The organism is Dyella jiangningensis, assembly GCF_003264855.1.
Lineage (GTDB): Bacteria > Pseudomonadota > Gammaproteobacteria > Xanthomonadales > Rhodanobacteraceae > Dyella > Dyella jiangningensis_C.
The window spans coordinates 849,771-875,713 of sequence record NZ_NFZS01000004.1; the positions used below are offsets into that span (position 1 = coordinate 849,771).

At 66.4% G+C, this 25,943-nt stretch carries 26 protein-coding genes, 1 tRNA gene and 1 pseudogene; 1 reads left to right on the forward strand and 27 read right to left on the reverse strand.

The features are described from left to right. The first annotated feature begins 46 nt into the window (after positions 1–46). Positions 47–1,483 (forward strand): sensor histidine kinase, encoded by a 1,437-nt coding sequence (locus CA260_RS16455; RefSeq protein WP_111984104.1) that lies wholly within the window; start codon positions 47–49, stop codon positions 1,481–1,483. A gap of 204 nt (positions 1,484–1,687) precedes the next feature. Here CA260_RS16455 and CA260_RS16460 read toward each other — a convergent pair. From CA260_RS16460 to CA260_RS16590, 27 genes and pseudogenes are all read right to left on the reverse strand, one after another. Further along, a tRNA-Lys gene (locus tag CA260_RS16460) sits at positions 1,688–1,763 on the reverse strand. A 60-nt stretch (positions 1,764–1,823) separates the two neighbouring features. Continuing rightward, positions 1,824–2,510 carry a 7-cyano-7-deazaguanine synthase QueC gene (gene queC, locus CA260_RS16465; RefSeq protein ID WP_111984105.1) on the reverse strand — a complete coding sequence of 229 codons (687 nt, stop codon included), beginning with the start codon at positions 2,508–2,510 and terminating at the stop codon, positions 1,824–1,826. 185 nt (positions 2,511–2,695) lie between these two features. Next, positions 2,696–3,361 carry a 7-carboxy-7-deazaguanine synthase QueE gene (gene queE, locus CA260_RS16470; protein ID WP_111984106.1) on the reverse strand — a complete coding sequence of 222 codons (666 nt, stop codon included), beginning with the start codon at positions 3,359–3,361 and terminating at the stop codon, positions 2,696–2,698. Between the two features lie 31 nt (positions 3,362–3,392). After that, positions 3,393–4,307 (reverse strand): tol-pal system protein YbgF, encoded by a 915-nt coding sequence (ybgF, locus tag CA260_RS16475; RefSeq protein WP_172461874.1) that lies wholly within the window; start codon positions 4,305–4,307, stop codon positions 3,393–3,395. Next, positions 4,307–4,813, reverse strand: a complete 507-nt coding sequence (pal, locus tag CA260_RS16480) for a peptidoglycan-associated lipoprotein Pal (protein ID WP_038620971.1) — start codon at positions 4,811–4,813, stop codon at positions 4,307–4,309. The genes ybgF and pal overlap by 1 nt, the downstream gene beginning before the upstream one ends. A 253-nt stretch (positions 4,814–5,066) precedes the next feature. After that, complete coding sequence (tolB, locus tag CA260_RS16485) at positions 5,067–6,383, reverse strand: Tol-Pal system beta propeller repeat protein TolB (RefSeq protein ID WP_111984435.1); 1,317 nt, start codon at positions 6,381–6,383, stop codon at positions 5,067–5,069. Between the two features lie 8 nt (positions 6,384–6,391). Beyond that, positions 6,392–7,333: a cell envelope integrity protein TolA gene (gene tolA, locus CA260_RS16490; protein ID WP_111984107.1), complete on the reverse strand. Its 942-nt coding sequence runs from the start codon at positions 7,331–7,333 to the stop codon at positions 6,392–6,394. 268 nt (positions 7,334–7,601) lie between these two features. Next, the gene (gene tolR / locus CA260_RS16495) at positions 7,602–8,039 is read right to left on the reverse strand and encodes a protein TolR (RefSeq protein WP_111984108.1); all 438 of its coding nucleotides are present in this window, start codon (positions 8,037–8,039) and stop codon (positions 7,602–7,604) included. A 278-nt stretch (positions 8,040–8,317) separates the two neighbouring features. Then, positions 8,318–9,007 (reverse strand): protein TolQ, encoded by a 690-nt coding sequence (tolQ, locus tag CA260_RS16500; protein ID WP_038620980.1) that lies wholly within the window; start codon positions 9,005–9,007, stop codon positions 8,318–8,320. A 27-nt stretch (positions 9,008–9,034) separates the two neighbouring features. Then, the gene (ybgC, locus tag CA260_RS16505) at positions 9,035–9,466 is read right to left on the reverse strand and encodes a tol-pal system-associated acyl-CoA thioesterase (RefSeq protein WP_111984109.1); all 432 of its coding nucleotides are present in this window, start codon (positions 9,464–9,466) and stop codon (positions 9,035–9,037) included. Further along, on the reverse strand, positions 9,459–10,508 hold the full coding sequence (gene ruvB, locus CA260_RS16510; RefSeq protein ID WP_111984110.1) for a Holliday junction branch migration DNA helicase RuvB: 1,050 nt from the start codon (positions 10,506–10,508) through the stop codon (positions 9,459–9,461). The genes ybgC and ruvB overlap by 8 nt, the downstream gene beginning before the upstream one ends. A gap of 98 nt (positions 10,509–10,606) precedes the next feature. Further along, entirely contained in the window at positions 10,607–12,484 is a 1,878-nt protein-coding gene (locus CA260_RS16515) for a potassium transporter Kup (RefSeq protein ID WP_111984111.1), read from the reverse strand. A 27-nt stretch (positions 12,485–12,511) separates the two neighbouring features. Continuing rightward, on the reverse strand, positions 12,512–13,111 hold the full coding sequence (ruvA, locus tag CA260_RS16520; protein WP_111984112.1) for a Holliday junction branch migration protein RuvA: 600 nt from the start codon (positions 13,109–13,111) through the stop codon (positions 12,512–12,514). After that, entirely contained in the window at positions 13,108–13,626 is a 519-nt protein-coding gene (ruvC, locus tag CA260_RS16525) for a crossover junction endodeoxyribonuclease RuvC (RefSeq protein WP_111984436.1), read from the reverse strand. Before ruvC ends, ruvA begins: the two co-directional genes overlap by 4 nt. A gap of 39 nt (positions 13,627–13,665) precedes the next feature. Beyond that, positions 13,666–14,400 carry a YebC/PmpR family DNA-binding transcriptional regulator gene (locus tag CA260_RS16530; RefSeq protein ID WP_111984113.1) on the reverse strand — a complete coding sequence of 245 codons (735 nt, stop codon included), beginning with the start codon at positions 14,398–14,400 and terminating at the stop codon, positions 13,666–13,668. Between the two features lie 78 nt (positions 14,401–14,478). After that, on the reverse strand, positions 14,479–15,135 hold the full coding sequence (locus CA260_RS16535) for an alpha/beta hydrolase (RefSeq protein ID WP_111984114.1): 657 nt from the start codon (positions 15,133–15,135) through the stop codon (positions 14,479–14,481). A gap of 288 nt (positions 15,136–15,423) precedes the next feature. Continuing rightward, on the reverse strand, positions 15,424–17,193 hold the full coding sequence (gene aspS, locus CA260_RS16540) for an aspartate--tRNA ligase (RefSeq protein ID WP_111984115.1): 1,770 nt from the start codon (positions 17,191–17,193) through the stop codon (positions 15,424–15,426). A 129-nt stretch (positions 17,194–17,322) separates the two neighbouring features. Next, complete coding sequence (locus CA260_RS16545; protein WP_238149791.1) at positions 17,323–17,904, reverse strand: DUF3011 domain-containing protein; 582 nt, start codon at positions 17,902–17,904, stop codon at positions 17,323–17,325. Positions 17,905–18,027: 123 nt separating this feature from the next. Next, positions 18,028–18,309, reverse strand: coding sequence for an FmdB family zinc ribbon protein (locus tag CA260_RS16550; RefSeq protein WP_111984117.1), 282 nt, complete (start codon positions 18,307–18,309; stop codon positions 18,028–18,030). A gap of 102 nt (positions 18,310–18,411) precedes the next feature. Further along, a complete protein-coding gene (locus tag CA260_RS16555; protein WP_111984118.1) occupies positions 18,412–19,134 on the reverse strand; it encodes an adenosylcobinamide-GDP ribazoletransferase in 723 nt (240 codons plus the stop codon). Between the two features lie 9 nt (positions 19,135–19,143). Further along, entirely contained in the window at positions 19,144–19,710 is a 567-nt protein-coding gene (locus tag CA260_RS16560; protein ID WP_111984119.1) for a histidine phosphatase family protein, read from the reverse strand. After that, complete coding sequence (gene cobT, locus CA260_RS16565; protein WP_111984120.1) at positions 19,707–20,753, reverse strand: nicotinate-nucleotide--dimethylbenzimidazole phosphoribosyltransferase; 1,047 nt, start codon at positions 20,751–20,753, stop codon at positions 19,707–19,709. Before cobT ends, CA260_RS16560 begins: the two co-directional genes overlap by 4 nt. Continuing rightward, positions 20,750–21,271, reverse strand: coding sequence for a bifunctional adenosylcobinamide kinase/adenosylcobinamide-phosphate guanylyltransferase (gene cobU / locus CA260_RS16570; RefSeq protein WP_111984121.1), 522 nt, complete (start codon positions 21,269–21,271; stop codon positions 20,750–20,752). Before cobU ends, cobT begins: the two co-directional genes overlap by 4 nt. Then, positions 21,259–22,739: pseudogene (locus tag CA260_RS16575) on the reverse strand (cobyric acid synthase). The gene cobU and the pseudogene CA260_RS16575 overlap by 13 nt, the downstream one beginning before the upstream one ends. Next, positions 22,736–23,734, reverse strand: coding sequence for a threonine-phosphate decarboxylase CobD (gene cobD / locus CA260_RS16580; protein ID WP_111984122.1), 999 nt, complete (start codon positions 23,732–23,734; stop codon positions 22,736–22,738). The pseudogene CA260_RS16575 and the gene cobD overlap by 4 nt, the downstream one beginning before the upstream one ends. Beyond that, a complete protein-coding gene (gene cbiB / locus CA260_RS16585; RefSeq protein WP_111984123.1) occupies positions 23,727–24,644 on the reverse strand; it encodes an adenosylcobinamide-phosphate synthase CbiB in 918 nt (305 codons plus the stop codon). The genes cobD and cbiB overlap by 8 nt, the downstream gene beginning before the upstream one ends. Beyond that, on the reverse strand, positions 24,641–25,939 hold the full coding sequence (locus tag CA260_RS16590; protein ID WP_111984124.1) for a cobyrinate a,c-diamide synthase: 1,299 nt from the start codon (positions 25,937–25,939) through the stop codon (positions 24,641–24,643). Before CA260_RS16590 ends, cbiB begins: the two co-directional genes overlap by 4 nt. Positions 25,940–25,943: the final 4 nt, after the last annotated feature.

Sequence of the window (25,943 nt, forward strand, 5' to 3'; positions counted from 1 at the left end):
GTGGGGCGGCTTGCCTTGCCACCCGCGGCCATGGAGGCCTGACGCCATGGAATCGCGCCAGCGACTGCTCCCGCGCCTCTTCATCGACGTCATCCTGCCCAGTACGATCGCCGCGCTGGCGCTCGTGCTCGCACTGTGCGTGCAGCAGACGCACACCATGAGCGAGCGCGCCGAGGCCGCCATCACCTTGCGGCTGGAACATCTCGCCGGCGAATTGGGTACCGATGCGGGCTCCTCGCCGCAGGGCGCACTCGACCAGGCGCTGCGCGATGGACAGGCGGACCAGCTGCGGCGCGTCGAGCTGCATCGCCCCGATGGCAGCCTCTACAGCAGCGGCACGGCGCTCTCGCAGGGCGGCACGGTCTATCGCGGCGAAATGCATGGCAGCGGTAATCCGCCCTCATGGCTGAGCATGCAGGTGGACATCCGTCCGCTTCGCCTGGCGCAGGGCCTGGTCTGGTTGCTGGGCGGCCTTTGCGCGGCAGGCATTCTCGTGCTGGCCTGGCTCGCGCGCGTCACCCTGCGCCATCACGTCCTCGTGCCCCTGGGGCACGTACAGGACGCGCTGCATGAAATGGTCAATGCGCGCCCACCCGTGATCGATGCCGAGCCCACCGGTCCGGAGTTCAACGACATCCGCCTCACCCTGCAACGGCTCTCGGAACTGCTGGAAGAACAGCGCCGCGACTGGAGCACCATGCAGCACGACAATGCCGTGGAGGCGCTCGATCGCCTGCGGCAGAGCCAGGCCGCCACGCGCAGCAAATCGCAGTTCATCGCCCTGGTCAGTCACCACTTCCGCCAGCCATTGCAGGCACTCGAGCTGTTCGCCGCCGGCGTGGACGGTGGCAGCGAAGAGGAACGCCAGTCGCTGTTCCAGCAGATGCGCACCAGCATCGCCGCGATGACGCGGCTGCTCGGCGCCCTGCTGGAGATTTCGCGACTCGACGCCGGCGTCATCGCCGTCAAGCCCAGCGGCTTCTCGGCGGCCGAGCTGTTCATGCGCGATCGCAGCTCGCTCGCCGACCAGGCGGCGGAGCATCACGTCACGCTGGTGTGGCGCGGCAGCCACCATCAACTGCACGGGGATGCCGAGGTGGCCGCCAGCCTGCTCTACCAGCTGGCCAGCAACGCCATCATCAACGCCCCCGAAGGACGCGTGTTGATCGCCGCGCGTCGGCGCGGCCAGGCGGTGCGCATCGAAGTGCGCGACAACGGCCCCGGCATCGCGGTGATCCACCAGCAGCGCATCTTCGAGGAATTCGTGCAGTTGCAGGCGGGAGAAAGCGAGCGGCGCGGCGGCTATGGTCTCGGCCTCGCCATCGCCGAACGGCTCGCCCGGCTGCTTGGCACGCGCATCGGCCTGCGCTCCGAACCCGGTCGCGGCAGCACGTTCTGGTTTGAACTACCGCGCATGCCGGTCATGGAGCGCAACTCCACGGCCCGCAAGCAGAGCTCGCCCGCCTGGCGGCAGGCCGGCTGATCCAGCAACCGCTTTGCCCTGCATCTCTTTTGTAGGAGCGCACCCAGTGCGCGACCGCAGAGACGAGATTGGCCACGCATCGGGTTCTCGCCGCGGATACCCCAGCGCGAATGAAACGATCCTCACCCCGCCCGCTTATCGCGCGTGACAGTCGTCCCCCAAGGCAAAAAAAAGGACTTGCGCAGACGCAAGTCCTCGATGCTTTGGTGGGTCGTCCGAGATTCGAACTCGGGACCAATAGATTAAAAGTCTACTGCTCTACCGACTGAGCTAACGACCCGCTGCCAAGGCAAGCCCGTAATTTTATGGGCTAGCTGCCCATGGCACAAGCCAAAATCGTTCAGATATAGCGCGTCGGGTCCGGCAGCCCGGCCGTCTTGAAGCCCTGCGCGCGCAGATGACAAGCGTCGCAATGGCCGCATGCACGCCCTTCGGCATCGGCCTGGTAGCAGCTCACCGTCTCGGAGAAATCGACGCCGAGGCGCTGGCCCTCACGCGCGATGTCCGCCTTGCTCATGCGCATCAGCGGCGCGTGGATGCGGATGCCCGCCCCTTCCACGCCCGCCTTGGTCGCCACGTTCGCCAGCTGCTCGAACGACTCGATGAAGGCGGGACGGCAATCGGGATAACCGGAGTAGTCCACCGCGTTCACGCCGCACCAGATGTCCGTGGAACCCAGTACCTCGGCCCAGCCCAGCGCGATCGACAGCATGATGGTGTTGCGTGCCGGCACGTAGGTCACCGGGATGCCGGCGTCGCCCGTCTGGTCGAGCGGCACGTCGATATCGGCGGTGAGCGCCGAACCGCCGATGGAGCGCAGGTCCACCTGCACGGTCTTGTGCTCCACCGCGCCCAGCATGCGCGAGACACGCTCGGACGCCGCCAATTCGGCACTGTGGCGCTGGCCATAGGCCACGCTCAGTGCGTGTACCTGATAACCCTGCTCACGGGCGATGGCGATGGTGACCGCCGAATCCATGCCGCCGGAGACGAGCACGACGGCCTTGCGGGGAGATGATTGAGACATCGGTAGATCCACTCCTGGGTTCAGGCCGGTGATCCGGCCGAAGTGCGCCACCGGCAGACAGGCCGGCGCGCGGAAAAGCTATTGTCTGGGCAACGGCAGCGTCCGGAAAAGTCGCTGCGGGGCCACGTGCATCTCGATTGTGGGTCACCAGCACGGGAGAGCGCGCCTGCGCGTTCCCGCGACCGTCAGTGCCCCGGCTCGTCGTTCCACAGCAGCTTGTGCAGTTGCAACTGGAACCGCACGTCGAGCTTGTCCTCGATGATCCACTCGGCCAACTCGCGCGGCTGGATCGCGCCATGCACCGGCGAGAACAGCACCATGCAGCGCTCGGCAAGCTTGTGCTCGGCAACGGCCTCGCGCGCCCACTCGTAATCCGCGCGGCTGGCGATGACGATCTTCACCTGGTCGTGCGGCAGCAGGTGGCCGATGTTCGACCACAGGTTGCGCTTGGCTTCGCCGGAATCGGGCGCCTTCAGGTCCATCACTTTGCGCACGCGTGGATCGACCATGGAAACATCAAGCGCACCCGAGGTTTCCAGCGACACGTCATGGCCGGCGTCGCACAGGCGCGTCAGCAGGATCAAACACCGCTTCTGCGCGAGCGGCTCACCGCCGGTCACGCACACGTGCCTTGCGCCATGCGAGGCCACTTCGGCCACGATGTCGTCGATCGAACGCCAGTTGCCGCCGTAGAACGAATACTCGGTATCGCACCACACGCAGCGCAGCGGGCAACCCGTCAGGCGCACGAACACCGTGCGCCAGCCGATCGCGTCGGCTTCGCCCTGGATCGAGTGGAATATCTCGGTAATGCGCAGGCGTTCGGCCTGCGCTGGCGTGGTGGGTGCCACGCTCGTGCTGCTACTGCTCACACCGTCAACCTCAATTGGCCGACGACTGCACCTGCAGGCGACGCAGGCGCTCCTGGGCCAGGCCGGCAGCCTTGGAACCCGGGAACTTGGCAGAAACGTTCTTCAGCGTGGCCTTGCCGGCATCGACCTGCTTGAGCTCGATCTGGCTGTAGCCGACCTTGAGCATGGCGTCGGGCGCCTTCTCGCTCTGCGGGAACTGGCTGAGCAGGCGCTGGAAAGCCTCGAGCGCCACCGAATAGTTCATGGTGACGTAGTACGACTCGCCCAGCCAGTAATAGGCGTTGGGCAGCAGCGGACTGTCGGGATACTGCTGGATGAAACCGCGGAAGCCGCGTGACGCTGCCACGTAGTCGCCGGCGCGCAGCGACTTGAAGGCTTCGTCATAAGCCGCCTGAGCCCCTGCCGCATTGGCGGGAGCTGCACCGCCCTTGCCGTTGGCTGTGGCAGCGCCTACCGTGGCACCGGCGGCCGCAGCCGCAGGCTTGCCGCCCTTGCCTGCATCCGCCGCGGGGGCCGGAGCCGGCGCCGGGGGCGCGGGGGCCGCGGCCGGAGGCGGATTCGCATTGGCTGCATTACCCGGATTGTTCGCCGCTGCACCGGCACCGCCTTCGAGGCGGCCCAGGCGCGAATCGAGATCCACGTACTGCGCCTTGTTCTTGTCGTTCGCTTCCTGCAACTGATGCTGCAGTTCTTCGATCTGGCCCTGCATCTGCTGCAACTGCGACTGCAGTGCCTGCACCTGGTTCACCAGGCTCGTGCCGCCCTGGTTCTGGTTCTGCGCCTGCTGCTCGAGCCGCGACACGCGGTCGGCGAGGCTGAGGCGGGAATCCTGCGCGAATGCCGGGACAGCAAAAAGCATGGCGGACGCGATCGCGCCCGCCATGCCCATCCTGGCCGTGAAGCTGTTAGCCAGTAGCTTCTTCATTACTTCGCCGTGTAGACGATCTCGACGCGACGGTTCTTGCTCCAGCAGTCTTCGTTGTGCTCACGGCACACCGGCTTTTCCTTGCCGTACGAGATCACGTTGATCTGGCTGGCCGAGCCGCCGTTCGACTGCAGGGCGCTGGACACGGCGTTGCCGCGGCGCTCGCCGAGGCCGAGGTTGTACTCGCGGGTGCCGCGCTCGTCAGCATTGCCTTCCAGGCGGATCTGGGCCATCGGGCGATCCTGCAGGTACTTGGCGTGGCACGCCATGATCTGCTGGAACTCCGGCTTGATTTCGTCCTTGTCGAAATCGAAGTACACGACGCGCTGACGCAGGCAGGCGTCGGTGTCGAGGTCAGCCGGGGTGTACTTGGTCGGGCCGGAAGCCGGGGCGGTCACCGGAGCCTGTTCCGGCTGCGGCTGCGGCTTGACTTCCTGCTTCTTCGAGCATGCGGCCGCGCCAACGCAGAGCAGGGCGACCAGGGCGACGCGAACGGTCTTATTCATGGTGGACGTTCCTTCAAACGGGTTTGAGTTCCGACAGTCAGTAATGATTGCGGTTTCGGGACAGTGTTCGCCGGTGAACCGGCTGTTATTTTGACATTTTTGCTGCCGGCGGTGCGCTGTCTCGCAACCACCTGACCCGCCAGCCGCGACAGATTGCCACGGCCGGCAAGTTGTTTTGACCCGGATTGTGTCGTTTATGGCTTCACGCCCGGATCACATGACCCCGACGCTCGCGCGCCGGGGCATGAACTGGTCAACGTTGACGATAGGGACCCCAGGCCGGCTCGCGAACATCGCCATCGGCCAACACGAGACGTTGCCGCACAAGACCATCGGCCGATACGGCGTAGAGGACACCACGTCGACCTTCGGAGGCGGCATACAACAGCATGCTGGCGTTGGGCGCGAAACTCGGGGTTTCGTCGATCGGACCCGGCGAGATGAAGCGCACCTGCCCACCCAGACTGCGATCCATAATGGCAATACGATACACGTTCCCGTTGCCCTGCACCATGGCGATCTGCTTGCCGTCATAGCTGATCGAGGCATTGGCGTTGAACTGGCCCTGGAACGTGATGCGGTCTGCCCCGCCGCCACCGGCGGGCATCTGGTAGAGCTGCGGACGACCCGAGCGGTCGGAGGTGAAGATGATGCTCTGGCCATCCGGCGTCCAGCGCGGCTCGGTGTCGATGGCCAGGTTGTTGGTCAGGCGGGTCTCCGCGCGGGAGCCCACGTCCATCACGTAGATCTCCGGATTGCCCTGGTACGAGAGCGCCAGCGCCAGCTTGCTGCCGTCCGGCGACCAGGCCGGCGCGCCGTTGATGCCCTTGGCGCGGGCCGAGATCAGCTGACGCGAACCCGTCGTAATGTCTTGCACGTAGATGGCCGAGTTGCCGCTTTCGAACGACACGTAGGCGATCTTGCGGCCATCCGGCGACCACGACGGCGACAGCAGCGATTCGCGCGAGCGCGCCACGACCTGCGGGTTGTAGCCGTCCGAATCGGCCACGATCAGCGAGTAGGTGGTGTTGTTGCCCAGGCCCACGGCGGTGATGTACGCGATGCGGGTCCAGAAGGCGCCACGCACGCCGGTGATCTTCTCGTAGATCGCGTCGGCGATCTGGTGGGCGACGCCACGCAGGTCACCGGCCGGCGCGGTGTACGCCTGGGCCAGCAGGCTCTGCTGCTTGTTGACGTCCCACAGTTCGTATTCCACCCGCAGCATGCCGCCGCCGGCGTCGCTGATGCGGCCGATGGTGAGGTAGTCCTGCTTGAGCAGGCGCCAGGTGGCGAAGTTGACGTCCGAACCCTTGGACGGGGTCTCGACGATCTCGCTCTTGGCCAGCGAACGGAATTTGCCCGAACGGTTGAAGTCGTTGCGGATGACGTCGGCCACGTCGGTCGGCAGCGGCGCACCGCCCGCCTGGGCGAACGGGACCACGGCGATCGGCGTGGCGGTCTTGAGGCCGCCGACGATGTCGACATTGAGCGACTGGGCTGCTGCGGGACCGGCGATCAACGCGGCCACGACGAGCAGGACGAAAGCAAAGCTTGAGCTCAATTTACGCATGGGCTTCATCACTGCGGCCTGAAAGTGAAATCGATCTGACGCTGGAATACGCTTTCGAAACCCTTGTAGGGCAAGGGCTGCGCGCGCAGGACGGCGTTTTCGATGGAGCGCTTGCCGGCCTCGTCGTACGGACAGCTCGAGTCGACCTTGGCGCTCATCACGTCGCCGCCCGGCAGCTGCACGATGTGCACGATGCACGGCGTGTTCGGCATGTTATCCGGGCGTAACCAATTCTGCGTGACCGCGTTCTGAATCGACGCCAAATATTGCGCCAGCAGGCCGGCATCGGGACCGTTGTTGCCGGTCTGCCGCTGGGCGGCATTGGGCACGTTGGCCAGGCCATTGTCCTGGGCGTTCTTCAGGTCTTCCATCTGCTGCTTGGCCTGCTTGGCCTTGTTGTCCGCCCGCTTGGTCTGCTGGTCGGCCGCGTCCATCTTGGCGAACAGCTCGTCGAGCTGTTTCTGCTTTTCCTGCTTCTGCTTGGCGGCCTGGGCATCCAGTTCGGCGGCGCGCTGGCGCTGCTTCTCTTCCTGCTCCTTCTTGGCATCCTCGGCCTTCTGCAACGCATCGGCCACCACCTTCTCCTGATCCTTGGTGTCCGGATGCTCGGGCGGGGGCGGCAAGGTCTTCACCTTGGGCGCTTCGGGCACCGGCGGCGGCGTCACGGTCGGCGGCGGGGGCACGGTATCGGGCACCGGCTTCGCCTTGACCGCCTTCGGCGGCGGGGCACCGGTCGGGCCGACCAGGGTCGCCTCGATGATTTCGCCCGGCAGCTCGATCGGCTTGGCGCAGGTGATCGGATTCCAGCTCGCCGGCAGATGCAGGGTTTCGAACAGGCCCTCGTAGAACGAGCACGGGATCACCGCGAGGGCCAGAAAGCCCACGATGCCCAGATGCAGGATGGCGGAAAGAACGACCGCCTTGGATGTGCCTTCAGAGCTTGTTTTCATATGCCAAGCGCCTCGCGCCGGGGGCTGTTTGCCCGCAGGGCAAGGAAGAACGAAGGCGTGTATGTCGATACACAACTGAGTGATGACGCAACCCTGTGGGCAAACAGCCCCGGCCCGCAGGGTTCCGCTTGAGCGGCCGCCAGGCGATAGCGCGCGGCTTGACCTGCCAGCCAGGCAGGCGCTACGCCACGCACTATCGCCTGGCGGCCGCTCAAGCGGAACGCGAGGTGCTTGGCATATGAAAACAAGCTCTTAAGGGAGTCGGCCCTCATTTCTTGCTGCCCGACTCCGGTGCGCTCATCAGACCCACCTTGGCGACGCCGGCCTGCTGCAGCTGGGCCAGCACCTGGTACACGCCGTCGTACTTGCCGTCGCGGTCACCGGCCACGAGCACGCTCACCTCGGGGTTTGCCTTCACGAAGGCACCCACCTTGGCCTGCATGGTCTGGGCATCGATCGGCTGCTTCTTCTCGGTACCGAGCGTGAGATAGAGCTGGCCGTTGTGGTCGACCGAGACGATCACCGGCTCCTTCTTGTCCTGCAGCGACTTGGCATTGGCCTGCGGCAGGTTCACGTCGACGTTGGAATTGAGCATCGGCGTGGTGACCATGAAGATGATCAGCAGCACCAGCATCACGTCGATATAGGGAACGACGTTGATCTCGGACTTGAGCTTGAAGCGCTTGTGGCGCGCAGAGCTACGCATCGTTTAGAGCCTGACTATGGTCTTCACGTTGCCCGCGCCGGGATCTGTTTGCGCGCAAGCCAAGGAAGAACGATGGAATGTATGTCGATACACGACGGAGTGATGACGCAGGATGGCGGGCAAACAGACCCGGCCCGAAGGGTTGAGCCCGAATGCCCGGCTGGGTGCGACGCGCGTCTTGACCTGACAGCCAGTCAGCTGCGGCGCCACGCGCCACACCCAGCCGGGCATTCGGACTCAACGCGGGCGACGTGAAGGCCATAGTCAGGCTCTTCTCCTTAAGCCGTCGGATCGTCGGTCTGGATCTGACGCTGCAGCACCGAGGAGAACTCTTCCTGGAACACCTCGTAGCGGGAGGCGACGCGCTCGACCTTGTTGGCGAAACGGTTGTAGGCCCACACGGCCGGGATCGCGGCGAACAGACCCATCGCGGTGGCGATCAGCGCTTCGGAAATGTGCGGGGCCACCACGGCGATGGTGACGTCCTTCATCTCGCCGAGGCCCTGGAACGCGCCCATGATGCCGATGACGGTGCCAAACAGGCCGACGTACGGGCTGATCGAGCCGACGTTGGCGAGGAACTCCAGGTTGCGTTCGAGGCGACCGATCTCGCGGGTGCCGGCCACCCGCATGGCGCGCTCGGAGCCTTCGATGACGATGCGCATGTCATGCGTCTTGCGCTGACGCTGGCGCACGAACTCGCGGAAGCCCGACTCGAACACCGTCTCCATGCCGCCGTTGCCGGCGCCACGGTTGCTCACCTCGCGGAACAGCTGGGCGAGATCGGCGCCGGACCAGAAGCGCTCCTCGAAGCCCTCGGCTTCTTCCATCGCGGACTTCAGCTGCTGATGCTTGCGGATGATGATCACCCACGAGAGGAACGAGAACACGAGCAGCACCAGCATGACCGCCTGCACCAGGACGCTCGCCTCGGCGATCAGCTTGAAAATGTTGACTCCACTGTTCATTGCTCGAAGGTTCTCCAGCGCACGTGCTTATTGAGGGGGAAGGCCGGGGATGAGATCGGCCGGAATCTGCACCGGACGCATGCGGTTGACGTCGACACACGCCACGCGCACCTTCGCGCGGATCAGCTCCGCGCCGTCCGCCCGGCGGATCGTTTGGGCGAAAAGGATACTGGCTGCGCGCCGCTCTTTGACTTCAACGCTTACCGACAGTTCATCATCCAGCAGGGCCGCCTTGAGGAAGTCGATTTGCATCTCGCGGACCAGGAAGGCCAGGCCGGTCGATTCCTTGACGGCCGACTGGCTGATGCCCATGCCGCGCAGCCACTCGGTGCGGGCACGCTCCATGAAACGCAGGTAGCTGGCGTGGTAGACCACCCCGCCCGCGTCCGTGTCTTCCCAATAGACGCGGACCGGCCACTGGAACGGGTCGGTGACGGGTACGGACGAATGATCAGACATCGGCGTTGCCGGCAGTGAAGAGGTCGGCGGAACTGGGCTGGCGCGGCGGCGGGGTCAGGCCGAGATGGCGCCAGGCCTTGGCGCTGGCCATGCGGCCGCGGGCCGTGCGGATCAGGAAACCCTGCTGGATCAGGTAGGGCTCGACTACGTCTTCGAGCGTGCCGCGGTCTTCACTCAAGGCTGCCGCCAGCGACTCCACGCCCACCGGTCCGCCGTCGAAGTTCTCGATGATGGTGGACAGCAGGCGGCGATCGAGCTCGTCGAAACCTTCGGCATCGACCTTGAGCATGTCCATCGCGGCGCGCGCGGCATCGCGGGTGATCTGTCCGCCGGCGCGTACCTCGGCATAATCGCGCACGCGTCGCAGCAGGCGGTTGGCGATGCGCGGTGTGCCGCGCGAGCGGCGCGCGATCTCCTGCGCGCCTTCCGGCTCGCAGGCAATGCCCAGGATGCGCGCCGAGCGACGCACGATGGCAGTGAGCTCGTCGGGCGTATAGAACTCCAAACGCTGCACGATGCCGAAGCGATCACGCAGTGGCGCCGTGAGCAGGCCGGCGCGCGTGGTGGCGCCGATCAGCGTGAAAGACGGCAGGTCGAGCTTGATCGAGCGGGCCGCGGGGCCTTCGCCGATCATGATGTCGATCTGGAAATCTTCCATCGCCGGATAAAGGACTTCCTCCACCACCGGCGAGAGGCGATGGATTTCGTCCACGAACAGCACATCGTGCGGCTCGAGGTTGGTCAGCAGCGCGGCGAGATCCCCTGCCCGCTCCAGCACTGGGCCGGAGGTCGAGCGAACGTTGACGCCCAGCTCGTTCGCGATCACATGGCTGAGCGTGGTCTTGCCCAGGCCAGGCGGACCGAAGATCAGCACGTGGTCCAGTGCGCCACCACGCTTCTTGGCCGCTTCGATGTAGATCGACAGCTGTTCGCGCACCGCCTGCTGGCCCAGGTATTCGGCCAGCCGTTTCGGACGGATGGAGGCTTCCAGGGCCTCGTCGTCCATCTGGGACGCGGCGGTAACGATGCGGTGTTCGGTCATGGGGCGAAATTATGGCAGAGCGGGATGACGCAGGCATTGAAAAATGCCCGTCCTGCCAGGCCCGCAAAGAAAAAAGCGCCCGAGGGCGCGTTTTTTCATCAGATCTCGACCTGTGCGCCCAGTTCGATCAGGCGATTGCCCGGAATCTGGAAAAACGCCGTGGCCGGCAAGGCATTGCGCGCCATGAAGGCGAACAGCTTGTCGCGCCACAGGGCCATGCCTGGGCGGCGGGCGTCCGCGATGATCGTTTCGCGCGACAGGAAGAACGTCGTGTCCATCATGTCGAACGGCAGGCCGACCTTGGAGCACTTGGACAGCGCCAGCGGGATGTTCGGATCCTCGGCGAAACCGAAGCGCAGCGCCAAGCCGAAGAAGTCGCCACCCAGCTCGCTGATCTCGATGCGCTCGCCGGGATCGGAGGTGGGAATTTCCAACATCTCCACCGTCAGCAGCACGTTGCGCTCATGCAGCACCTTGTTGTGCTTGAGGTTGTGCAGCAGCGCGTGCGGAACGGCATGCTGGTTGGCGGTGAGGAACACTGCAGTGCCCGGCACGCGCAGCGGCGGGTGCTCGGCGATGTTCTCGATGAAGGGCTCCAGCGCGAGACCGGACTGCTTGATCTCGCGCACCACCAGTTCGCGACCGCGGCGCCAGGTGGTCATCACGACGAAGACGCCGACGCCCAGCACCAGCGGGAACCAGCCGCCGTACTCGATCTTGATGAGGTTCGCGCCGAGGAACGAGAGGTCGATCGTCAGCAGCAGGATGCCGGCGAAAATGACGGTGACCAGGCTCCAGTTCCACTGCCGGCGCGCCACGATCAACGCGAGGATGGTGGTGATGGTCATGGTGCCGGTCACGGCAATGCCATAGGCCGCGCTCAGGTTTTCCGAGCTGCGGAAACCCAGCACCGCCGCCAGCACCATCACCAAGAGGAAGTTGTTCACCCATGGCACGAAGATCTGGCCCGACATTTCGCGCGAGGTGTGCACCACCGGCATGCGCATGGAGTAACCCAGCGACATGGCTTCGCGCGTCATCGAGAACGCACCGGAGATCACCGCCTGCGATGCGATCACCGTGGCCACGGTGGCGAGGCCGATCATCGGGTACAGCAGCGGCTCGGGAGTGAGCTTGAAGAACGGGCTGTCGATTGCCTCGGGGTGATTGAGCAGCAACGCGCCCTGGCCGAAATAGTTGAGCACCAGCGCGGGCAGTACAAAGCTGAACCAGGCGAACCGGATCGGCCGCTTGCCGAAATGGCCCATGTCCGCATAGAGCGCCTCGGCACCAGTCAGCGCCAGCACCACGCCGCCCAGCGCAATGAACGCCTGCAGGCCATGGGTGAAGAAGAACCTCACGCCGTAGTAAGGATTGAGCGCCGTCAGCACATGCGGATTGCGCACGATCATGCGAAGGCCAAGCAGCGCGATGACGACGAACCACACCACCATCACCGGGCCGAACAGCTTGCCCACGCGCTCCGTACCGTGCCGCTGCAGTGCAAACAGCAGGAACAAGATCACCGCCGTAATGGGCACGATCCAGTGATCGAGGCCCGGCGCAGCCACCTTCACGCCTTCCACGGCCGACAACACGGAAATGGCGGGCGTAATCACGCCATCGCCATAAAACAGCGAGGCACCGAAGATGCCGATGATGGCGAGCAACCAACGCTGCCTCGGCTGACCGCCCACGCTGCGCAAGGCTAACGCGAGTAGCGCCATGATGCCGCCCTCGCCCTTGTTGTCCGCACGCATGATGAAGACCACGTACTTCAGCGACACCACGATGATCTGCGCCCAGAAGATCAGCGAGAGCACACCGTAGATGCTTTCCGGCGTCGGCTTCAGGCCGTCATGGCTGAGCGTGGTTTGCAGCGTGTACAGCGGGCTGGTGCCGATGTCGCCGTACACCACGCCGACGGCGCCGAGCGCCAGCGCAGCGAGGCGTCGCTTGGCGTCAGCGTCGGTCATGCCGTGGGTGGAATCCGGAGTCACGTGTCAGTTTCCTAGTGCGGCGCGCAGCGCCTTGCGGATGATCGATTCGGCGGTGTCGCCTTCGGCAGCCACCTTCTGCACCAGGCGGGTGACTTCCGCCGGCTTGTAACCCAGCTGCTGCAGCGCCACCGTCGCCTCGCCTGCCGGGTCGAGTGGCGCACCATTCGTTGTGGCGCTCGTACCCGGCAGCGTGACGGCCAGGCCATCCACGCGATCACGCAGTTCGACCACCATGCGTTCGGCGGTCTTTTTGCCAATGCCGGGGATCTTGGTCAACGCGACCACATCACCGGTCTGCACGAGGCGCGCGAAATCGTTGGTGGACACCCCGGACAACACGGCCAGCGCGATCTTCGCGCCGATGCCGCTGACCTTCTGCAGGTTGCGGAACAGCGCGCGCTCGGCTTCATGCATGAAGCCATACAGCGCGACGCTGTCTTCCTTCACCGCGTAATGCGTGAGCAGGGTGACTTCCTTGCCGGTGGAGGGCAGGTCGTAGATGGTGGACATCGGCGCTTCGAGCTCGTAGCCCACGCCGCCCACCTCCACCAGCAGCCACGGCGGCTGCTTGGATACCAGGATGCCGCGAAGGCGACCGATCATCGCCGTCTCCACGCGGTACGCGGAATGCCGACACGCTGCAGGCTCGCGCGCGTGTGCGCATGCGTCACGGCGATCGCGAGCGCATCCGCCGCATCGGCCTGCAGCGGCCCCTTGAGTCCGAGCAGGACACCGATCATGTGCTGTACCTGGGTCTTGTCGCCTCGGCCACTGCCGACCACGGCTTGTTTGACTTCTGTCGCTGCGTATTCGTGCACCGCGATCCCCTGACTGACGACCGCGCAGATCGCGGCTCCCCTCGCCTGCCCCAGTTTCAGTGCCGAATCGGCGTTGCGCGCCATGAATACCCGTTCCACGCCGCACTCATCCGGTCGATGGGCGGCGATGATGGCACACAGCTCGTCAAAGATGCGTTTCAGGCGCAGGGGAAAGGAGGCCTCGCCGGCCACCGCCAGCGCGCCATGGAAAACGTGGGACAGCTTGCCGCTGGCGTCGACATCGATGATGCCGACACCGGTGCGCTGGCTGCCCGGATCAATGCCGATGATGCGTGTCATGTGTGTGGCGTCGCCGGGCATGGCGAACGGCAGGACGGCTTAGCTCGCCGCCTCGGCGGGCAGCAGCGCGTTGTGCGAAACGTCACTGACGTCGTCGAGGCTGTCGAGTTTCTCGAGCAGGTCGAGCAGCGGTTCCAGCGCCTCCTCGGGCACGGGCACGCGATTGTTCGGGCGCATGCCGACGCCGGCATGCTGGGCATTCAGGCCGGCCGTGGCGAGCGCCTGCTGCACGGCTTCGAAGTTTTCCGGCGCGCACAGCACGGTGCTTTCGCCGTTCTCGTTCACCACGTCGTCCGCACCGGCGTCGAGCGCGGCTTCCAGCACCTTTTCTTCGGCCGCTTCATCGCCACCGGTGGCGAACACGAGCTCGCCCAGGCGAGAGAACTGGAACGACACCGAGCCGGAGGTGCCGAGGTTGCCGCCGTGCTTGGTCAGCGCGTGGCGCACGTCGGCCACGGTACGGGTCGGGTTGTCGGTGAAGCAGTCGATGATGAGCGCGACGCCACCGGGGCCGTAGCCTTCGTAACGCAGCTCTTCCATCGAGGCGCCGCCATCGGCGCCCGAGCCGCGCTTGATCGCGCGCTCGATGGTGTCCTTGGGCATGTTGGCCGACAGGGCCTTGTCCACGGCCGAGCGCAGACGCGGGTTGAGCGAAGGGTCGGGCACACCGGCACGCGTGGCGACGGTGATTTCGCGGATCAGCTTGGTGAACACCTTGGCGCGCTTGGCGTCTTCGGCGTTCTTGCGACCTTCGATGGACGGGCCTCTACCCATGGCACTTCCTGCAGTCTGGCTTAACGGACAAGACGCGAATTGTATCGCCTTGGGGCGGGAGGCTAGCAAGCCGCCGGATCAAGCGCCGCTGCCGGCCCGGGTGGTGGGGCGGTCGAAATGGCCGGTCTGCAGGAACTGCGTGACCTGCCGCGCCACCTCCGGCACGAACAGCAGCCCGGTATGGTTGGACTCCACCACGCAGTGGTCGGCAATGCCTGGCAGGCGCGTTTCGGCCACGGTCACGCAGCCGTCGTTGTCGCCGTCGAACTGGCCGATCATCGCACCCAGGCCGAGGGAGACCCGGCCCGCGACCACGCCGACGTCGCGCGGCCCCGTCCAGCGCTCGAAACCGTGTTCGAGCAGCTCGCGGTTGTGGCCCAGCAGCACCTCGCCGCCTTTACCCATGCCGGCGAAGCGGCGTGCGGCCGCACTGCCCTTCAGGGGCGAGCCCAGGCAGACGACCCGGCCCGGCGGCAGTTGCGCGCCTTCGGCACAGGTGCGCAGCGCCAGCAATCCGCCGAGGCTATGGCCGACCAGGTGCACGGTGCGGCCATCCTCGGCCAGCTCGCGCATGCGCGCCTGCAAACGGCCGAGGATGCGCTCCTGCGTGGTCGCGACACTCATGTAGTCGAACCGATGCACGCGAAAGCCCGCCTCCATCATCCGACGGTGCAGCATGAGGAGCGCGAAACCGCGCATCCACAGGCCGTGCAGCAGGATCACTTGATCGGACATCGGAAAAATCGGACTTCCATCGGCGGGAAAACGAACGTCCGGGCGGCGGCGCCAGCCCGGACGTCATGGGAGTCCATTCTGCACGGAAAGTTGCGCAGGAACCGCGACGAGGCGCGCTGAACGACCGGCATCGCGTTCGGGCGCCTTTGCCTGTCATTCCGGCGCAGGCCGGAATCCAGAGACGCGTGGCGCGGCTTTCGCGTGACGGCAGGCGCTCTGTACCGGAGGCGAAAATCCGACGCTCCGGCCACTGGATTCCGGCCTGCGCCGGAATGACGGACCGAAGCATCAGGCCGGCTTGGCTTCCGTGGCGACCTTGACGTGCAGCTCCTTCAGCTGCGCCTCGGCCACCGGCGACGGCGCGTCGGTCATCAGATCCTGCGCGCTGGTGGTCTTGGGGAAGGCGATCACGTCGCGAATCGACTCGGTGCCGGCCATCAGCGCCGCGATGCGGTCGATGCCGAAGGCCAGGCCGCCGTGAGGCGGGGCGCCGAACTTCAGCGCCTTGAGCAGGAAGCCGAACTTGGCCTCGGCCTCTTCCGCGCCGATGCCCAGCAGCTCGAACACCGTGCTCTGCATCTCGGGACGATGGATACGGATGGAACCGCCGCCGATCTCGTTGCCGTTGAGCACCATGTCGTAGCCGCGGCTCACCGCGATGGCCGCGTTGGCGCGCAGGTCGGCGACATCGTCGACCTTGGGCGCGGTGAACGGGTGATGCAGGGCGACGAAGCGCTTTTCTTCCTCGTCATACTCGAACATCGGGAAGTCGGTGACCCACAGCGGCTTCCAGCAGTTTTCCACCATGCCACGGTCCTTGCCGACCTTGAGGCGCAGCGCGCCCATGAAGTCGGTAACGGCCTTCCAGCTGCCCGCGCCGAAGAACACCATGTCGCCGCTCTGCGCGCCGGTGAGCTTGAGCACGCCTTCCAGCGCGGCATCGTCGAGGAACTTCGCCACCGGCGAGTTGATGCCCTCGCGGCCCTTGGCAAGGTCGTCCACGCGCAGCCAGGCCAGGCCCTTCGCGCCGTACTTGGCGACGTATTCGGTGAGCTGGTCGATTTCCTTGCGGGTGATGGTGGCGCCGCCCGGCACGCGCAGCGCGGCCACGCGGCCGTTCGCATCGTTCGCCGGTTCGGCGAACACCTTGAACTCCACGTGCTTCACCGCGTCGGCGATGTCGGTCAGTTCCAGCGCGATACGCAGGTCCGGCTTGTCCGAACCGAAGCGACGCATCGCTTCCGCCCAGGTCATGCGCGGGAAGGTGGCGTCGAGCTCGACGTTCTGCACTTCCTTGAACACGTGGCGGATCAGCTCCTCCACGAAATCCTGCACGTCCTTCTCTTCGACGAAGGCGAACTCGAGGTCGAGCTGGGTGAATTCCGGCTGGCGGTCGGCGCGCAGGTCTTCGTCGCGGAAGCAGCGGGCGATCTGATAGTAGCGGTCGAAACCGGCCATCATCAGGATCTGCTTGAACAGCTGCGGCGACTGCGGCAGCGCGTAGAACTGGCCCGGATGCACGCGGCTGGGCACCAGGTAGTCGCGTGCGCCTTCCGGCGTGGCCTTGGTGAGGATCGGCGTCTCGATATCCTGGAAACCGCGCGCGTCGAGGTAGCGGCGCAGCGCCTGCACCAGCTTGATGCGCGTGCGCATCATCTTCTGCATCTCGGGGCGGCGCAGGTCGAGGTAGCGGTAGGTCATCCGCATGTCCTCGTTGGGATTCTCGTGCAGCGCGAACGGCAGGTCCTTCGCGGCGTTGAGGATCTCCACCGTGTCGGCCAGCAGTTCCACCGTGCCGGTGCGCAGCTTGTCGTTGACCGACAGGCGCTTGCGGATGGTGCCGGTGACGCGCAGGCAGTATTCGTTGCCGATCTCGCCGGCCACGGCGAAGCCCGCGGCGTTCTCGCGCTCGATCACCACCTGGGCGATGCCCTCGTGGTCGCGCAGGTCGACGAAAGCCACGTGGCTCTGCAGGCGCAGGGTGTTGACCCAGCCACAAAGGGTGACGGTCTGGCCGACCAGTGCCTCATCGATGAGGCCGCAATAATGCGTGCGCATGCGCTTGGAACTCCGGGCCGCGAAGCGGCGTGATGCGTGGACAAGAGGACCCGGAATGTTAACACCGGTGCGTCCGGTGGCGGGCGCGTGCGTGGCGCTCAGGCCACGCACGCCGTCCGAAAAGCGGGCTTACCAGCGGCGATCGACCGAGAACAGGCCGCGGCAGCCCCGGTTGACCCATACGCCGGCGCGGTTCCAGCCCCAGCTGTAGCCTTCCTCGCAGGGCGTGCCCGACATCTGGCGCAGCAGCCTCACGCGTCCGTGGCCGCCGACGTCCACCTGGCAGAACTGGTAGCGCTTGTCGTTGCTCTCGCAGGAGAAGCGGATTTCGCGGTCCCAATCCGGGCCCGGGCGCCAGCCACCGTCATCGGGCGGGCGATAGCCCGGCGGCGGGTAGTAGCCACCACCACCCGGCGGTCGATAACCGCCACCTCGCCCCATTTCGACGAACTGGCCGCGGCAGCCGCGATCGACCCACAGGCCGCCGCGATCGACGCCCCAGGTCTGGCCGCGTGTGCACGGGCTGTTCGATTCCTGGCGGATCAGTTCCGCGTCGCGCCACGGCACCTGGCAGCGGGTGAATCGTCCGTCGTCACTGCCGCAGCGGACACTGTCGCGTCCCTGCGCCTGTGCGGCCGGCGCAGCCATCCCCAAAAGACCGATGGCGAGGCCGGCGGCGATGCCCATCAAGCCCGTACGTATGCGAAACATGGATTCCCACTCCTGCGGTGACGTGGCGTCACGCTAGCGGGCGCATCATCAACCAAGATTGAACATCTTGCGATGGTTTCGCAGGAATCTGCACGCCGGCTACGCGGCGTTCAGACAAGCGCCTCAGCTGTCGCCGGATGAACTGGGCGCGGGCGCGGGCGCAGGCGCCGGTGCCGATGCGGCCGCACCGCTGTCGCCGGCAAGATTGCGCTTCTTGTCGCCGTCCTTCTTGAAGTCGGTCTCGTACCAGCCGCTGCCGGCGAGGCGGAAGCCGGGCGCGCTGACGCGGCGCTTCACTTCGGCGACATCGCAGGCGGGGCAGACCGCCGGGTCGGGGTCGGACATCTTCTGCAGGCGATCGAAACGATGGCCGCAGCTGCTGCATTCGAATTCGTAGATAGGCATGGAAACTCCGCAATCCAGCCGGCGTGTCTGCGTGACCCGTCGGGCCACGCGCCGGCAGCCCTGCATTATCGAGGCGCAGGCCCCAAATTCAATGCGGCAAGCTCAGGTCGCCAGTGCGAGCGCCACCAGGATGGCGGCTTCCACCAGCTCGGTCAGCGCCCCGCAGGTGTCGCCGGTCATGCCGCCCAGCCGGCGCATGCAGGCCAGCCGCCACAGCACGAACAGGGCGACGGCCACGAGCAACGCCCGAAGACCCAGCCACCCCGCATACAGGCACAGCGCCACTGCAAACGCCAGGCCCGCCAGGCAGGCCGGCCGAGACGCCGATACCAGCGCGCTGCCCAGCCCCCCGCTGCGCACGTAAGGTGTGGACAGGAAGGCGGCGGTAAGCACGGCGCGCCCGAGCATGGGCGCCAGCCACAAGGCGGCACCGGGGTGAGGCAGGCTCGCCAGGGCGGCAAACTTCAACAGCAACACGACAACGATGGCCGTCACGCCCATCGGGCCGCTGCGCGGGTCCTTCATGATGGCGAGGGTGCGTTCGCGGTCGCCCAGGCCGCCCACCCACGCATCCGCGCTATCGGCGAGACCATCCAGGTGGAGGCCACCGGTGAGCAGCACCCATCCCAGCAGCAGCACGCCGGCCGACAGCAACGGCGGCGCCGCCGACAACATCCAGCCAAGCATCCACAGCAGCACACCGATCAGCCATCCCACCGCGGGATACCACGCAAGCTGCGTGGCTGCCGTGTTCGCACCGCCGAATGCGCGAACCGGCACCGGCAACCGGGTGAGAAAGCCTATGGCGGCAAGCAGTGCGCGCATGGGTGCCGCCTAGGCCGCGGAGGACGACGCCCACGCGAGCGTGTGCAGCGAAGCGTGCGGCACCTCGATGCCGGCCATGTCGCCGAAGTCGCGGCCTTCGGACTCGCAACGCAGCAGGCGGATCGCACCGCCGTGCGTCACGACCAGCACGCGCTGCGTAGCGGCCTCGTTCGCCACGTCATCCAGCGCGGCGCACAGGCGCTGCCGGAACGCGGCGAACGATTCAGCGCTTGGCGGCGGATGCGCGACCGGATCGGCCCAGAAGCGCGCCAGCGCATCGCCCTGGTCTCTCGCCAGGGTTTCGATGGGAACGCCTTGCCAATCGCCGAAGTGATACTCGGCCAGGCGCGGGTCCACGCGCAGCGGCACGCGGCGCGCCGAGGCGAGTTCGCTGGCGAATGCCGAGCAGCGACGCAGCGGCGATGTCACGATGGCGTCCCACACACGCCCGAAGATCGCCGCGCGCAACTGCGTCCAGCCAAGCGCGCTCAGCGCATCGTCCAACTGTCCGCGATAACTGCGCTGGCCGGTGTCGCCGTGGCGCAACAGATCGATGCCTGGCTGCTTGACGATCATGCGCCGCTGACTCCCGCCTGCGCGAACGTCGCCATGCGCGAATGCAGTTCGCAGGCCAGTCGCATCAGCGGCACCGCCGCGGCCGCACCGCTGGCCTCGCCCAGCCGAAGACCGAGATCGAGCAGCGGATCGGCTTCCAGCGCGGCAAGCAGGCGCGCGTGGCCCCGCTCGCGCGAGCGATGCGCGAAGAACATCCATTCGCGACAGCGCGGATTGATGCGCACGGCCGCCAGCGCCGCGACCGTGGTGATGTAGCCATCGACCAGTACGGGCAGGCCATGTTGCGCAGCCGAGATATAGGCGCCACAGAGGGCGGCGATCTCGAAGCCGCCCACGCGCGCCAGCCAGGCCAGCGCATCGCCGTCGACGGGGTACCGCGTCAGCGCGCGCTCGATCACCGCGGCCTTGTGCTGCACGCCGGCCGCGTCGAGCCCGGTTCCCGCGCCGGCAAGCATCGCCGGCGATTCATCGAGCAGCGCGCAAGCCAGCGCCGCCGCAGACGTGGTGTTGGCGATGCCCATCTCGCCGCCGATGAAAAGCCTGGCGCCGGCGGCCTGCGCGGTGGCGACGCTCTCCGCGCCCGCAAGCAAGGCGCGCTCCAGCTGCGCGTCGCTCATGGCGGGCTGCTCGCAGAAATTGTGTGTCTGCGGCGCAATGATGACGCGCCGCACGTGGGGCAGCTCACCGGGATCGTTCACCGTGCCCAGGTTCACCACTTCCAGCATGGCGCCGAGCGTGCGCGCGAGCACGCTGATGGCCGCGCCGCCGCTGGCGAAGTTGCGCACCATCTCGCCGGTCACCACCTGCGGAAACGCCGATACGCCTTCGGCGGCCACGCCGTGATCGCCGGCGAACACGGTGATCCATACCTGCTGCATCGACGGCAGCACCGCGTGCTGCAGGCCCGCCAGGCGAATGGCCAGCGTCTCCAGGGTGCCGAGCGATCCCGGCGGCTTGGTCAGCTGCGCCTGGTGGTCACGGGCGCGCTCCCTGCTCTCCTCGTCGATGGCAAAACATGGTTCAAGCAGCCAGTCGCGGCTCATGCAAGGCTTCCTTTAAGGGCCAGCGGCAGTCCCGCCGCAACGAACAACACGGTTTCACACTGGGTCGAGAGCGCCTGGTGCAACCGGCCCGCTTCGTCCACGAAGCGGCGCGTCAGTTCACCGAGCGGCACCACACCGAGTCCTACTTCATTGCTGACCAGAAGCACCTGGCCGGTCAACGATGGCATCACGTCGAGCAGCGCATCGCGCTCGCGTTCGAAGCGCGCCGTATCCTCGTCGCCGAGCAGATTGCTCAGCCACAAGGTGAGGCAATCCACCAGCACGCATCGTCCGGGCCGCGCGTGCGCCTTCAACGCCGCCGCCAGCGCCAGCGGTTCCTCGACGCTGTGCCATGAGGCGGGGCGGTGCGAACGGTGGTGGGCGATGCGCGCGGCCATCTCCTCATCGCGTGGCTGTGCAGTGGCGATGTAGACCACCTCATGGCCGGAAGCCTTCGCGAGCCGCTCGGCCAGTGCGCTCTTGCCCGAGCGTGCGCCGCCAAGGATCAGCGTGCGCATGCGTGCTCACCGTGCAGGGCCAGCAGGCGCGACAGCGCCGAGGTATCGAGATGCGCCTCGACGGCATCGGCCAGCCGGTCGATCGCAGCTTCGCGTTGCGCGCGCACATCGACCACCGCGGCATCGCGCAAGCCGGTCCACGCGAGCAAGGCCGACAGTGCGTCGGGATGGTCGAACAATCCATGCACGTAGCTGCCGAACACCTGGCCGTCCATCGACAGGGCGCCATCGCAGCGCTCTTCGTCGAGCATGCTAGACGGTCGCTCCAAGGCCCGGCCCTCGCTCACGCCGCAATGGATTTCGTAGCCCGTCATCCGCGCGTTCCCCAGCAGCAGCCTGCCCTCCACGCGGCGCAACGCTTTGTGCTTGCCGAGCGTGGTCTCCATATCCAGCCAACCCAATCCGTCGCTCGAGCCGGCTTCACCCTCGATGCCGTGGGGATCATGCACGAACCGCCCCAGCATCTGGAAGCCGCCGCAGATGCCGATCACCTTGCCGCCATAACGAAGATGCCGTGCGATGGCATCGGCCCAGCCCTGCTCGCGCAGCCAGGCCAGATCCGCGCGCGTGGACTTGGAACCAGGCAGCACGATCAGATCGCACGCTGGCAGCGCTTCGCCCGGGCCGATGAAGCGGCAGTCCACATCCGGATGAACGCGCAACGCGTCGACATCGTTGTGGTTGCTGATGCGCGGAAATGCCGGCACCACGACGCGCAAACGGGCGTGTGCCTTGGGCAGGGCCTCGCGCGGCAGCGCATCTTCCGCTTCCAGCTGCAGGCCATGCAGGTAAGGCAACACACCCAACACCGGTTTGCCGGTTTCCCGTTCGAGCCAGTCCAGTCCGGGCTGAAGCAGTGCGATGTCGCCGCGAAAGCGGTTGATGACGAAACCTGCGACGCGCGCCTTCTCGCTTTCCGACAGCAGCGCAAGCGTACCGACCAGATGCGCGAAGACGCCGCCGCGATCGATGTCGGCCACGAGCAATACCGGGCAATCCACGGCTTCGGCATACCCCATGTTCGCGATGTCGCGATCGCGCAGGTTGATTTCCGCGGGGCTGCCGGCGCCTTCCACGATGATCGCCTCGTACTGCGATGCCAGGCGATGATGCGAGGCAAGCACGGCGTCCATCGCGACACGCTTGTACTCGTGGTAGTGCCGCGCATCCATGTTGCCGATGGCGTGGCCGTGGACGATCACCTGTGCGCCGACGTCGCTGTTGGGCTTGAGCAGCACGGGATTGAAATCGGTATGTGGAAGAAGACCGGCGGCCTGTGCCTGCACCGCCTGCGCGCGCCCGATCTCGCCACCGTCGACGGTGACCGCGCTGTTGAGCGCCATGTTCTGCGGCTTGAACGGCGCGACGCGCACGCCGCGCCGCCGCAACGGCGGCACAAGGCCGCGACCAGCGTGCTCTTGCCCGCATCGGACGTGCAGCCCTGCACCATCAGCACGCGTGCGCTCATGATTGCCTCGCCTCCAAGGCGAGGGTGCCCAGCACGGCATCGAGTCGGGCGAACGCCGCCTCGTCACCCGGCAGGCCAAAACGCAGGCTGGCCGGCGCAACGAAACGACGCGTCAGGACGCCTTGTCGAGCCAATGCTTCATGCACGGCCTCCGCACGCTCGTCGCGCCACCACTGAAAGAACGCGCAACCGGCCGTGGGCACGAGGCCGTGGCTTGCCAGCAACCAGGCCAATCGCTCGCTGCAGACATGCAGGCGTTCACGTGCCTGGACGTGCCAGGCCTGATCGGCCAGTGCATGCCGTAGCACATGGCGGCTCGGGCCGTTCAGCGTCCACGGGCCCAGATGCTCGCGCAGTGCGTCAAGCAGCGCGGGAGCCGCGGCGATGAAACCCGCCCGGGCACCAGCCAGACCGAAGAACTTGCCGGCCGAGCACAACACCACCAATCCGTCCATCGATGTCGCAGCGCACAGGCTTTCCGATGGCGTGGCATCCATGAAGGCCTCATCCACCACCAGCCACCCGCCGCGTGCCGCAAGCTGTTCATGGCAGGCGAGCAGATCGGCGCGATCGAAGCGTTCGCCACCCGGGTTGCTTGGATGGATCAGCACGACCACGTCGAAATGATTCGCCTGCGCCAGCAGCGCCTGCGCCGGCAGTTCATCGACCTCGTGACCCGCCTTGCGCCATGCATGCGCGTGCTCGTTGTAACCCGGCGAGATCACGCCGACACGCGATGCACGACGCAACCACGGCAGCGCCTGTATGGCTGCCTGCGAGCCGGCCACCGGCAACATGCGCGGCGCGCCGTAGTACGTGCAGGCGATGTCGACGAGGCCATCGTCGTCCTCGGGCAGACGCATCCACGCCTCGGCGGGGATCGAGGGTACCGGCCACGCGAAAGGACTGACGCCGGTCGAGAGATCGAGCCAGGCCTCGGCAGGAATGCCGTAGAGGTGCGCGGCACGCCGCAGGCGACCGCCGTGCTCAAGCATGCAGACCTCCTGGCCACAGCCAGCTGAGCGCAAGAACGCCCAGCAACCAGAGCACCACGGCGCGCCGTACCAGATGCAGGGCACGCACGATGGTGTCAGCGCCGGGCGGATCGCCCTCGCCCAGGGCGGGACGACGCTCCCACACGCCGTCGTAAGGTGCGTCGCCGCCGAGCTGCACGCCCAGCGCGCCCGCACCAGCGGCCATCACCGGACCAGCATTGGGGCTGTCCCACGCGGGCGCCTGGTCGCGCCAGCAGCGCCAGCCACGTTGCGCATCGCCCACCAGTACATAACTCAGCGCCGTAAGCCGCGCGGGCAGAAAGTTGATCACATCATCCATGCGTGCAGCCATCCAACCGAAGCGCACGTACCGCGATGTGCGATAACCCCACATGGCGTCGAGCGTGTTGGCCAATCGATACAACACGGCACCCGGTGCGCCCAGCAGGACAAACCAGAACAGCGCGCCAAACACCGCATCGTTGCCATTCTCCAGGACCGATTCGCTCGCAGCCGCAGCGACGTGCGATGCGTCGAGCACGTCCGTATCGCGACTGACCATGCGGCCGACGGCAGCACGCGCCTCGACGAGGTTTCCCTCGTGCAAGGCCTGTGCCACCGGCATGGCGTGTTCACCCAGGCTGCGCAGGCCGATTGCCAGATAGAGCACGATGGTATCGAGCATGAAACGAAGCCACGGAGCGGCGACGACGCTCACGGAGACGACGGCCACGATAGGCAACACCGCCACACACCAGGCGAGCACGCCTACCGATCGGCGATCGCCGTACAGACGCGATTCGATCCCGCGGGCCAGACGTCCAAACGCCACGAGTGGGTGAAAGCGCTCCGGCTCGCCAAGCCAGGCATCGAGCAACACCGCCGCCACCATGGTCAGTATCAAACTCATGGCAGGAACAGGCCGATCGCCGCGACGGGATGCGACGGGAAGTAGGCGTGCATGAAGCTGGCCGTCATGCGCCGGCGCCGATAGACACCCTCGCGGCTGGGGCCGCCATCGGGGTTCGTCGCCAGCACCAGCGGCGCCTGCGGAATCTCCGCATGCGCGTAATGGAAGGTGTGCCCGCGCAATTCGCCTTCCGGCAGCGCCGCTGCCTGCATGCCCAGGCCGCCCAGCTTCTTCTGCATCGCGGCCTTGCCGGGCAACAGGCCAGCCATCGCAAACACGTTGCCCTCCGTGTCGACGAGCGAATCCAATGCGTAAAGCATGCCGCCACATTCGGCGAGCAACGGCTGGCCCGCATCCACGTGTGCATGCAGGTCGCGTCGCAGGATCTCGTTCCGTGACAGCGCCATCAGATGCAGTTCGGGATAGCCACCGGGCAACCAGACGGCATCGCACTCGGGCAGGCCATCGCCGGCGACCGGGGAGAAGAAGCTCAGCTCGGCGCCGGCCCGGCGCAGGACGTCCAGGTTGGCCGGATAGAGGAAGCAGAACGCTGCATCACGCGCAATCGCGATGCGGCGCCCACGCAGATCGCCCGGCACGGCAACCGCCGACGTGGGCGGAAAGGCCACCGGCGGTGGCAACGCATCGGCGGCATGGAGCGCCCACGCATCGGCGAGCGCGTCGAGGCGCGCATCGATGTCACCCAGTTCATCCGCCGCCACCAGCCCGAGATGCCGCTCGGGCAACGCCATCGCCGCATCGCGCGGCAAGGCGCCAAGCCAGCGCAGCTCGCCGGGTACGCTCCCGGCCAGGAGCTGCGCGTGGTAGGCGCTACCGACGCGGTTGGCAGCGACGCCGAAGACATCCAGGCCTTCGCGGTAGCGCGCAAGGCCCAACGCCAAGGCGCCGAAGGTCTGCGCCATGGCCGAACCGTCGATCACCGTGAGCACGGGCAGGCCAAAACGTTGCGCGAGGTCCGCACTGGAAAGGCCACCATCGAACAGGCCCATCACGCCTTCGACCAGGATCAGATCCGCCTCACCGGCGGCTTCGTACAGACGGGCGCGTACATCGTCTTCGCCGTTCATCCACAGGTCGAGCTGATACACCGGTGCGCCGCTTGCGCGCTCCAGCACCATCGGGTCGAGAAAATCGGGACCGGTCTTGAACACGCGCACGCGCTTGCCGCTGCGCGTCTGCCAACGCGCGAGCGCGGCGGTGACCGACGTCTTGCCCTGTCCCGACGCGGGCGCGGACACCATGAGGGCGGGACAGTGATGCGTTGCCTGAGTCATGTCG

What these genes read in the sequence shown, in the direction of transcription:
- tolA (WP_111984107.1), bottom strand. Translation starts at nt 7,333, where the DNA reads ATGAAAACAAGCTCTGAAGGCACATCCAAGGCGGTCGTTCTTTCCGCC.
- cbiB (WP_111984123.1), bottom strand. Translation starts at nt 24,644, where the DNA reads ATGAGTTTGATACTGACCATGGTGGCGGCGGTGTTGCTCGATGCCTGG.
- ruvC (WP_111984436.1), bottom strand. Translation starts at nt 13,626, where the DNA reads ATGACACGCATCATCGGCATTGATCCGGGCAGCCAGCGCACCGGTGTC.
- tolQ (WP_038620980.1), bottom strand. Translation starts at nt 9,007, where the DNA reads ATGAACAGTGGAGTCAACATTTTCAAGCTGATCGCCGAGGCGAGCGTC.
- CA260_RS16590 (WP_111984124.1), bottom strand. Translation starts at nt 25,939, where the DNA reads ATGACTCAGGCAACGCATCACTGTCCCGCCCTCATGGTGTCCGCGCCC.
- cobD (WP_111984122.1), bottom strand. Translation starts at nt 23,734, where the DNA reads ATGCTTGAGCACGGCGGTCGCCTGCGGCGTGCCGCGCACCTCTACGGC.
- ybgF (WP_172461874.1), bottom strand. Translation starts at nt 4,307, where the DNA reads ATGAAGAAGCTACTGGCTAACAGCTTCACGGCCAGGATGGGCATGGCG.
- ruvB (WP_111984110.1), bottom strand. Translation starts at nt 10,508, where the DNA reads ATGACCGAACACCGCATCGTTACCGCCGCGTCCCAGATGGACGACGAG.
- CA260_RS16560 (WP_111984119.1), bottom strand. Translation starts at nt 19,710, where the DNA reads ATGATCGTCAAGCAGCCAGGCATCGATCTGTTGCGCCACGGCGACACC.
- CA260_RS16535 (WP_111984114.1), bottom strand. Translation starts at nt 15,135, where the DNA reads ATGTCCGATCAAGTGATCCTGCTGCACGGCCTGTGGATGCGCGGTTTC.
- ybgC (WP_111984109.1), bottom strand. Translation starts at nt 9,466, where the DNA reads ATGTCTGATCATTCGTCCGTACCCGTCACCGACCCGTTCCAGTGGCCG.
- CA260_RS16555 (WP_111984118.1), bottom strand. Translation starts at nt 19,134, where the DNA reads ATGCGCGCACTGCTTGCCGCCATAGGCTTTCTCACCCGGTTGCCGGTG.
- tolR (WP_111984108.1), bottom strand. Translation starts at nt 8,039, where the DNA reads ATGCGTAGCTCTGCGCGCCACAAGCGCTTCAAGCTCAAGTCCGAGATC.
- CA260_RS16530 (WP_111984113.1), bottom strand. Translation starts at nt 14,400, where the DNA reads ATGGGTAGAGGCCCGTCCATCGAAGGTCGCAAGAACGCCGAAGACGCC.
- CA260_RS16545 (WP_238149791.1), bottom strand. Translation starts at nt 17,904, where the DNA reads ATGTTTCGCATACGTACGGGCTTGATGGGCATCGCCGCCGGCCTCGCC.
- queC (WP_111984105.1), bottom strand. Translation starts at nt 2,510, where the DNA reads ATGTCTCAATCATCTCCCCGCAAGGCCGTCGTGCTCGTCTCCGGCGGC.
- ruvA (WP_111984112.1), bottom strand. Translation starts at nt 13,111, where the DNA reads ATGATCGGTCGCCTTCGCGGCATCCTGGTATCCAAGCAGCCGCCGTGG.
- cobU (WP_111984121.1), bottom strand. Translation starts at nt 21,271, where the DNA reads ATGCGCACGCTGATCCTTGGCGGCGCACGCTCGGGCAAGAGCGCACTG.
- tolB (WP_111984435.1), bottom strand. Translation starts at nt 6,383, where the DNA reads ATGCGTAAATTGAGCTCAAGCTTTGCTTTCGTCCTGCTCGTCGTGGCC.
- CA260_RS16550 (WP_111984117.1), bottom strand. Translation starts at nt 18,309, where the DNA reads ATGCCTATCTACGAATTCGAATGCAGCAGCTGCGGCCATCGTTTCGAT.
- aspS (WP_111984115.1), bottom strand. Translation starts at nt 17,193, where the DNA reads ATGCGCACGCATTATTGCGGCCTCATCGATGAGGCACTGGTCGGCCAG.
- pal (WP_038620971.1), bottom strand. Translation starts at nt 4,813, where the DNA reads ATGAATAAGACCGTTCGCGTCGCCCTGGTCGCCCTGCTCTGCGTTGGC.
- CA260_RS16515 (WP_111984111.1), bottom strand. Translation starts at nt 12,484, where the DNA reads ATGACCGACGCTGACGCCAAGCGACGCCTCGCTGCGCTGGCGCTCGGC.
- CA260_RS16455 (WP_111984104.1), top strand. Translation starts at nt 47, where the DNA reads ATGGAATCGCGCCAGCGACTGCTCCCGCGCCTCTTCATCGACGTCATC.
- cobT (WP_111984120.1), bottom strand. Translation starts at nt 20,753, where the DNA reads ATGAGCCGCGACTGGCTGCTTGAACCATGTTTTGCCATCGACGAGGAG.